Annotated in this window: 2 protein-coding genes and 1 pseudogene; 2 read left to right on the top strand and 1 reads right to left on the bottom strand. The window is 59.0% G+C overall.

Features of this window, described 5'->3' with window-relative positions; translation table 11 throughout:
* Both MTDSW087_RS30665 and MTDSW087_RS29705 read left to right on the top strand, forming a co-directional pair.
* Window positions 1-375: hypothetical protein (locus MTDSW087_RS30665; protein ID WP_210248321.1), on the top strand; the 375-nt coding region annotated here is incomplete at its 5' end.
* Window positions 376-560: 185 nt separating this feature from the next.
* The gene (locus tag MTDSW087_RS29705) at window positions 561-3,080 is read left to right on the top strand and encodes a DNA polymerase type-B family protein (RefSeq protein ID WP_144769377.1); all 2,520 of its coding nucleotides are present in this window, start codon (window positions 561-563) and stop codon (window positions 3,078-3,080) included.
* Window positions 3,081-3,086: 6 nt separating this feature from the next.
* Here the strand turns inward: MTDSW087_RS29705 and MTDSW087_RS29710 are convergent.
* Window positions 3,087-3,172, bottom strand: a pseudogene (locus MTDSW087_RS29710) (IS5/IS1182 family transposase); the annotation flags it as partial.

Raw genomic sequence — 3,172 nt, forward strand, 5'->3', positions numbered from 1 at the left:
CCACGTCTTCCGGCTTGTGCCGCTTCGTTCCCATCTGTCCGTCCTCATCTGGCTCAAAAGCCATACCTCAGGGCGGACCACTTCAGTGGGGGCGGATCAGAAGCAAAGCGTAAGTTTCATCCCGTCATGGTGCCGGTCGGCCTTGTCGATCTTGGCTTGGTGCATGGGGTTGACGTGGTCGAAAAGGATGGCCGCGTAGTGCTCAACCGCGAGAGTGGTGACGCGCTCATGTTCTTGAATCCGGGCACCTTTGGTGGTCACTACGCCGATGACCCCATCCGGATTGCTCGTCAATTCAGCCACATGGTGATGGCACTGGCCGATGGTCAGTCTGTTCAGCAGCCCGACTGGCTGCCGGATGATGAAGACGCGTAGTTTCGCATAGGCAGGGTTGCTCGGGGTGGCGCAGCGCCCCGAGCAATTCATGCGCTATCGGCTGTCCATTGATGTGCCGCTAAGTGGCTGAGAAATCTTTTTGATTTTTCGCGTGTAAAACTTCCATTGGGGTCACATACATGTCCTTACACCGTCTGCTTCGGTCGACGGCAACGCCCCCGCGCGTGTCAGCGCCTGTAACCATCGCCTTCGACTGTGAGTGGGTAGGTCGCGTCGATCGAGTTCGGAAACGCCGCTACAACCACATCCTGAACTACGCGGTGGTCGTCGAGTGTGCGGGGCGGCAGACCAAGTTCATCTACTACACGACCGGTCCCAGTAAGCGTCACCGCCTCACGATCGGTGGCCTGATTGATCGTGCTTTGCGGCGGGCGCTCAGCGAGGGAACGATCGAGGAGTGGCCCGACCGCGTGACGATGGTCGGTCACTTCCTGCGTGCGGATCTCGCAGCCCATCGGGACTTCTGGGCCCACAAGCGCCAGTTCCAGGGGTTCGGCAAGACCTTCACCGGCACTGGCCTCCTGTTCTCGCTTGATGATGATGGCGCTGGCGCTCAAACTTCAGAGCGGGGCAAACCTCGCCGCTCGCAATGCGTGTTCGTCGACGGCAAAGCCAAGCGGCGCGTGATCGTTCGATTCGTCGATACGATGCTGCTGACGCCGGGTCGGGGAAGCCTTGAGACCGCAGCTCAGCTCCTGGGCATGTCCAAAGTCGCTCTGCCCGAGGGCTACGCGATCCATGAGATGGATCGGCTGCTGAAGGAGAACCGAGCGGCGTTCGAGGCGTACGCGCTTCAGGATGCCCTGATCGCTCTGCTCTACTACCTCCGCATCCGCGATCTCGCAGCGCAGTGTGGCCTACAGCGGATGCCGGCTACGCTTGCGGCGTTCGCCATTGCGATCGCCCGCCGAGAGATCAAGAAGGCCGGGATATCGCTGGATGAGGCGCTCGGCGTCGAAACACGCAAGCGCACCATATACAGCCCCAAATCGGGCCGGATGCGAACGATCCGCGTTCGCGTTCCTGCGTTCTCGAGATTGGTCAACGAAGAGCGAGGTGCCCAAGGCTACCATGGGGGTCGCGCTGAGTCGTTGACGAACGGCCCGACTGAGTTGGGTACCTTCGAAGATTTCGATCTCAGCGCGGCTTACGCTACTATCCTATGTCTTTTACGACCTTTGGACTACAAGGGCGCTTGGAAAGCGTCGCACATAGATGATTACACACCAGATATAATGGGTGTGGCAGAGGTGAAATTCAAATTCCCAGAAGGCACGAGGTGCCCCTGCCTGCCGGTCCGCGACGACAACCTTCTGTTATGGCCACTTGAAGGCGTAAGCGTCTGTACGGCTCCCGAGATATACCTGGCGAAAACCCTCGGCGCAGAGATGGAGGTCCTTGATGGAATGATCATCCCGTGGGCCTCCGATGTACCTCTTTTCGAATCTTTCACCCGCTTCATCCAAGAGCAACGCGATGCGGCCCGCAAGGGGTCGTTGCTGGCGCAGATCTGGAAGGAGATCGGCAACAGCCTCTACGGGAAAATTGCCCAGGCTGTGCACGCGAGCTCTGTGTTCGATCCTAAGCGTGGTCAACACACCCGCATGCCCCCATCAACGATTACGTCGTCATGGTTTGCCGCCTATATCACGGGCGTTTGCCGAGCGGTCATCGGCGAGCTGATGGCCAGTATCCCTCAGGAGTACACGCTCGTCAGTGTGACCACCGACGGCTTTCTCACGAACGCTCCGGAATCTGCCTTAAGGCTTGACAGTACGCTGTGCCGGATGTTTGCGGAGGTTCGCCAACAGGTTTTTGGATCGCCCAAGTTTCTTGAGAAGAAGCACACTGTGGGTCAGGTCATTGCGATCAAGTCGCGCGGTCAGATTACCTCCGAGTTCATTGCCGGACATGACGAGCCTGTCCTTGCAAAAGCAGGCGTGAAGCCGAACGTGCCAAAAGCCGAGCACAACGATTACATGCTAAGGCTCTACTTGGATCGTGAGGTGGGCCAGGTTCACCGCCAGAGCTCTTTGATCAGCCTCCAGGAGATGTGGCACACGGAAAGCGATCTGGTGAGCATCGAGCGCGATCTCACACTCAATTTGGAATATGATTTCAAGCGGCGCCCTGTTCGGCCCGTCGAGCGTGTCGTTCGTGGCCGACCACACCTCGCGTTCGATACCGAGCCGTGGCGCAATGCCGAGCAAGCCCGAGACGCCATCGAGCATTTTAGGGCTTTCCGGGAGAAGCGCCTTCTCAAGACCCTGCCGGACTTTCTTGCCTGGGAGGGCGTGATGACGGTGGGCCCCCGCGTTCACAAGGCGGGGATGAACCTACGTGGTGGGCCGGCCGGCATCCTCTATCGGCAGTTCCTGAGGGCCCTCAAGAGAGAGGAGTGGGGGCTCAGTATGAAGGGTGGTCCTGGCGGCGTCACTCGCACGCACAAGGACATCGAGGTCTGGCTTATGTCGCGAGGCATTCCGGCTAAGGCCGACGACCTGAAGAATGCGGGCCGAGATGCTTCCAAGCTGGCTGATCATACGATTTGGTTGAACGAGGAAACAGAGCGCCTCCTATGGATCATCGTCGAAGAGTTTCCGGAGTTCGACCTAGAACGAGCCATTGCGCCGGAGTGTGTTGAGCGTGCTCGAGAAGTGGTTCGAGATCTTCGTGCTGCCTAGAGGCTGTTATGAACCCGTGGCGAGCTGAGCGGCCTGTCTGAGCATGATGCAGACGAAGGCGACGAGGTGCAGGTCTGCCAGGGTGCTGGCAT

The sequence above is a fragment of the Methylobacterium dankookense genome (assembly GCF_902141855.1).
Classification (GTDB): Bacteria; Pseudomonadota; Alphaproteobacteria; order Rhizobiales; family Beijerinckiaceae; genus Methylobacterium; species Methylobacterium dankookense.